The following is a 4,534-nucleotide window of genomic DNA, read 5'->3' as shown; positions in this document are numbered from 1 at the left end:
GTTCTGTGGTGCCGTTTGGGCCTGTGCGTTCGGGACCTTGGGGCGTCGGTGTGCTCCGACTGGGGGAGTGGCTGTGTTGTTGTGTGCGTGCTGTGGCCCTGTTGGGCATCGATTGGCTGTGAGCCCTGATCCTGCGTGGGGCGGGGCATGCAAAAGGGCGCCCTGGGTGGGGCGCCCTTTGGGTTTGGGGGCGGGTGTTAGCTGGCGGCTTTGACGGCCCGTTGGGTCATGACCTTGGTCAGATGGGCACGGTAGGCGCCCGTGCCGTGGAGGTCTGAGATCATGCTGTCGGCGTCCGGCAGGGCCAGGTCGGTCAGGGCCTCGGCGGAGAAGTTGGCGCTGAGCGCGGCTTCGGCCTCGCTCCAGCGGAAGACCCCGTCGGCGGAGGCGCCGGTGATGGCCACGCGCACGCCGTCCGCAAAGCGGGCCACGAAGGCCGCGACCAGCGGGAAGCGCGAGGCGGGTTGTAGGAACTTCTCGTAGGCCGCCGCCTGGGGCACGGGGAGTTTGACCTCGGTGACGATCTCGCCCTCGTCCAGCGCGGTTGTGAACATGCCCTGGAAGTAGTCGTCGGCGGCGATCTCGCGGGTGCCGCCCGGGCCGGTGGCCACGATGGTCGCGCCCGAGGCCAGGGCGCCTGCCGGATAGCAGGCGGAGGGGTCGTTGTTGGCCAGGCTGCCACCGATGGTGCCACGGCTGCGCACCGCCGGGTCGCCGATGCGGCCGGCAAGCCCCGCCAGCGCCGGATAGGCCATGGCCTCGGCGGCCACCTGGGCGTGGGGCGTGGCGCCGCCGATGCAGATGCGGCCCTGGTCGTCGGTACAGATGCCGCGCATCTCGGAGACGCCGGTCAGCGAGACCAGCGTCTCGGCGGAGGCGAGGCGTGCCTTCATCGTCGGCAGCAGGGTTTGGCCGCCCGAGATCGGTTGGGCATCGTCGCCCTGCAGGGCGGCGACGGCCTCCTGGATGGTGGCGGGGCGGGTGAGGTCGAAGGCGTACATGGGCGTATCTCCCGTCGGGTGTCGTGCCGGGGCGCGGTGCCCGGTCCTGTTGGTGTCGGCGCGGGCGGATGGGCCGCGCTATGAGTATTTGGGCCGAGAAGAAGGGGCTTGGGCGGGCCCTGTTCTGGTCCGGGTGGGGAGGCCCTGGGGCCTGCCCCTTATGGGTGGGGCCGCCGAGACGATGGGGGGCGCGGGTCTTTGGCGGGGGCCGGGGCGGTTGGTGGCGCGCCGGGGTCTCTGGCCAAGACGGGTTGCGATGCCCCCCGGGTCTGTGGGCGGTGGCTTGGGCTGGGGGCGCGCGGGGTCCCCGCGCGTGGCCCGCGCGTCAGCGCGGGCGCCCCCCTCTGGCCTCAGCCCTGCATGGCGCCCCAGACCTTGGATGGGGTCAGCGGCATGTCGATATGCGCCACCTGATGGCCACCCGAGTTCAGCGCATCCAGGACCGCGTTCACGATCGTGGGCGGAGAGCCGATGGCCCCGGCCTCGCCGCAGCCCTTCACCCCCAGGGGGTTGTGGGTGCAGGGCGTGCCACAGGAATGGTCCACCGTGAACATGGGCAAATCATGGGCGCGCGGCATGGTGTAATCCATGTAGCTGGCCGTCAGCAGCTGCCCCTCGGCGTCGTAGGCGCAGTTCTCCATCAGCGCCTGGCCGATGCCCTGGGCCAGCCCGCCGTGGACCTGGCCTTCGACGATCATCGGGTTGATGACATTGCCGAAGTCATCGACCGCGGCGAAGGACATCACCTCGACCGCGCCGGTCTCGGGGTCGACCTCCACCTCGCAGCAATAGGCGCCCGAGGGGTAGGTGAAGTTGGCCGGATCGTAGAAGGCCGTCTCCTCCAGTCCCGGCTCGATGTCTTCGAGGGGGAAGTTGTGGGGGATATAGGCCTTGAGCGCCACCTCGCCGAAGCTGACCGATTTGTCGGTGCCCGCCACCGAGAAGACGCCGTCCTCCAGGGTGATGTCGGCCTCCGCGGCCTCCAGCATGTGGGCGGCGATCTTCTTGGCCTTGGCAATGATCTTATCGGTGGCGCGCACCACGGCCGAGCCGCAGACGGCCAGCGAGCGCGAGCCGTAGGTGCCCATCCCAAACGGGATCTTGGAGGTGTCGCCATGGACGATGTCGATGCTGGCCGGATCCACGCCCAGCATGTCCGACACCACCTGGGGGAAGGCCGTCTCGTGCCCCTGCCCGTGGCTGTGGGCGCCCACCATGACCGAGATATTGCCGGTGGCGTTCACCCGCACGGTGGCCGCATCATAGAGCCCCACCCGGGAGCCCAGGACCCCCACCAGGTTCGAGGGCGCAATGCCGCAGGCCTCGATATAGGCGTTCACGCCAAAGCCGCGCAGCTTGCCCCGCGCCTCGCTTTCGGCGCGCCGGGCGGCAAAGCCCGCCGTGTCGGCGACCACCTGCATCCGATCCATCAGCGCGTCGTAATTGCCCGCGTCGTATTCCAGGCCAGCGGCGCTGGCGAAGGGGTATTGGTCGGGCTTGATGAAGTTCTGGCGGCGCAGCTCGATCGGGTCGCGGCCCAGCTCCCGCGCGGCCTTGTCGATCACCCGCTCCAGGGAATAGGTCGCCTCGGGCCGCCCCGCGCCCCGGTAGGCATCCACCGGCGCGGTGTTGGTGAACACCGCCTTCACGTTCACATAGACGTTCGGGACCGTGTAGTTCCCCGCCATCAGCGTGCCGTGCAGGAAGGTCGGCGTGGCCGTCGAGAAGTTCGACAGATAGGCGCCCACATTGGCCAGGGTCTCGGTGCGGAAGGCCAGGAAGTTGCCCGCCTCGTCCAGGGCCAGTTCGATCTTGGTGACGTGGTCGCGGCCATGGGCGTCGGTCAGGAAGGCCTCGGTCCGCCCGGCGGTCCATTTGACCGGACGCCCGATGCGCTTGGCCGCCGCCAGCACCAGGGCCTCCTCGCCGTAGTGGTAGATCTTGGAGCCAAAGCCCCCGCCCACGTCGGGCGCGATCACCGTCAGCTTGTTCTCGGGGATGCCCAGCACGAAGGCCGAGATCAGAAGCCGCGTCAGATGCGGGTTCTGGGAGGTGGTGTGCAGCGTATAGGCATCCTGGGCCGGGTCATAGGTGGCCAGCGAGCAGCGCGGCTCCATGGCGTTGGGCACCAGGCGGTTGTTCACCAGCTCCAGCGTGGTGACGTGGTGGGCGCCCCGGATCGCGGCATCGGTGGCCTCCCGGTTGTCCTCGATCCAGCCCCAGTCGAAGCACTGGTTGGTCTCGATCTCGTCGTGCACATAGGTGTCGCCCGAGAGCGCCGCGGCCATGTCCACCAGGGCGGGCAGCTCTTCGATCTCGGCCTCGATGGCCTCCACGGCGGCCTGGGCCTGGGCCTCGGTCTCGGCGATGACGGCGGCATAGGCGTCACCCACGTGGCGCACCTTGCCATGGGCCAGCACCGGGCGCTTGGGCTCCTTCATGGGCGAGCCATCGCGGCTGTTGATGAGCCAGCCGGCGGGGTTGCCCCCCACCTCAACGAAGTCCTCGCCGGTGAAGACCGCCAGCACGCCCTCCATGGCCTCGGCCGCAGAGGTGTCGATAGAGACGATGCGCCCGTGCGCCACTTCGGAGCGGGCAAAGACCGCCGCCGTCTGGCCATGCATGGCGATGTCGTCACTGTAGCGGCCGCGCCCCGTCAAAAAGCGCAGGTCCTCGCGCCGCTTGGGGCTTGCGCCGATATGGGTGTCCTTGGGCATCTGGTGTCTCCTCCCTGGGGCGGCGGCCCCCTCCCTGGGGTCCGGCCTGCCTTGGTCTGTTGTCATCTCGTCACCGCCCCGGTGCGGGGTGGGATCGTGTCGGTCCCCCGTGGGCCTCGGCCCGGATCGGCCTTGGCGGGGGCGCCCTACGGCAGGGCCTGTCCCGGTCGAGCCTCGCGCCTGGTGTCGGCGGTCAAGCCGAGCGCGGGGGAGGCGCTGGCCCAAACCGGCCCCGGATCCCCGGGGGGCGCCCGGCGGAGGCATCGGCCCAGGGCACCCCCCGGACCGCCGCGCCTCAGCCCGCTTGGGCCTCGGCCCGCCGCCCAAGCCTATTCCGCGGCCACCGCCGCCTCGGCGGGCGCCGCAACCTCTTGGCCAGAGGCCGCCATCACCGCCTTGACGATGTTGTGGTAGCCCGTGCAGCGGCAGATGTTGCCCTCAAGGTACTGGCGCACATCGGCCTCGGTGGGCTTCGGGTTCTCCTTCAACAGGGCCGCCGTCGCCATCACCATGCCCGGCGTGCAGAACCCGCATTGCAACCCGTGATGGTCCTGGAACGCCTGCTGGATCACCCCCAGCGAGCCATCCCCATTGGCCATCCCCTCGATCGTCGTCACCTCAGAGCCCGCCACATCCTGCGCCAGAACCGTACACGCCTTCACAGGCGCCCCGTCCACATGCACCAAACAGGCCCCACACTGAGACGTATCACACCCCACATGCGCCCCCGTCAGACGCAACTCCTCACGCAAAAAATCAACCAATAACGTCCGACCCTCCGACAAGCCAAAACGCTCAACTCCATTCACCGTAAGC

Annotated in this window: 3 protein-coding genes; all 3 read right to left on the bottom strand. The window is 69.4% G+C overall.

Annotation, left to right across the window (positions count from 1 at the left end; genetic code table 11):
* Positions 1-197 precede the first annotated feature (197 nt).
* Entirely contained in the window at positions 198-1,001 is an 804-nt protein-coding gene (locus K5R33_RS18950; RefSeq protein ID WP_220750653.1) for an FAD binding domain-containing protein, read from the bottom strand.
* Positions 1,002-1,351: 350 nt separating this feature from the next.
* Complete coding sequence (locus K5R33_RS18945; protein WP_220750652.1) at positions 1,352-3,718, bottom strand: xanthine dehydrogenase family protein molybdopterin-binding subunit; 2,367 nt, start codon at positions 3,716-3,718, stop codon at positions 1,352-1,354.
* A gap of 329 nt (positions 3,719-4,047) precedes the next feature.
* Positions 4,048-4,534, bottom strand: a 487-nt coding sequence (locus K5R33_RS18940; protein WP_255576531.1) for a (2Fe-2S)-binding protein, incomplete at its 5' end; no start/stop codon positions are given.

Origin of the sequence: Jannaschia pagri, from assembly GCF_019655435.1 — a bacterium.
Lineage (GTDB): Bacteria > Pseudomonadota > Alphaproteobacteria > Rhodobacterales > Rhodobacteraceae > Jannaschia > Jannaschia pagri.
This window is presented reverse-complemented; position numbering and strand designations above follow the sequence as displayed.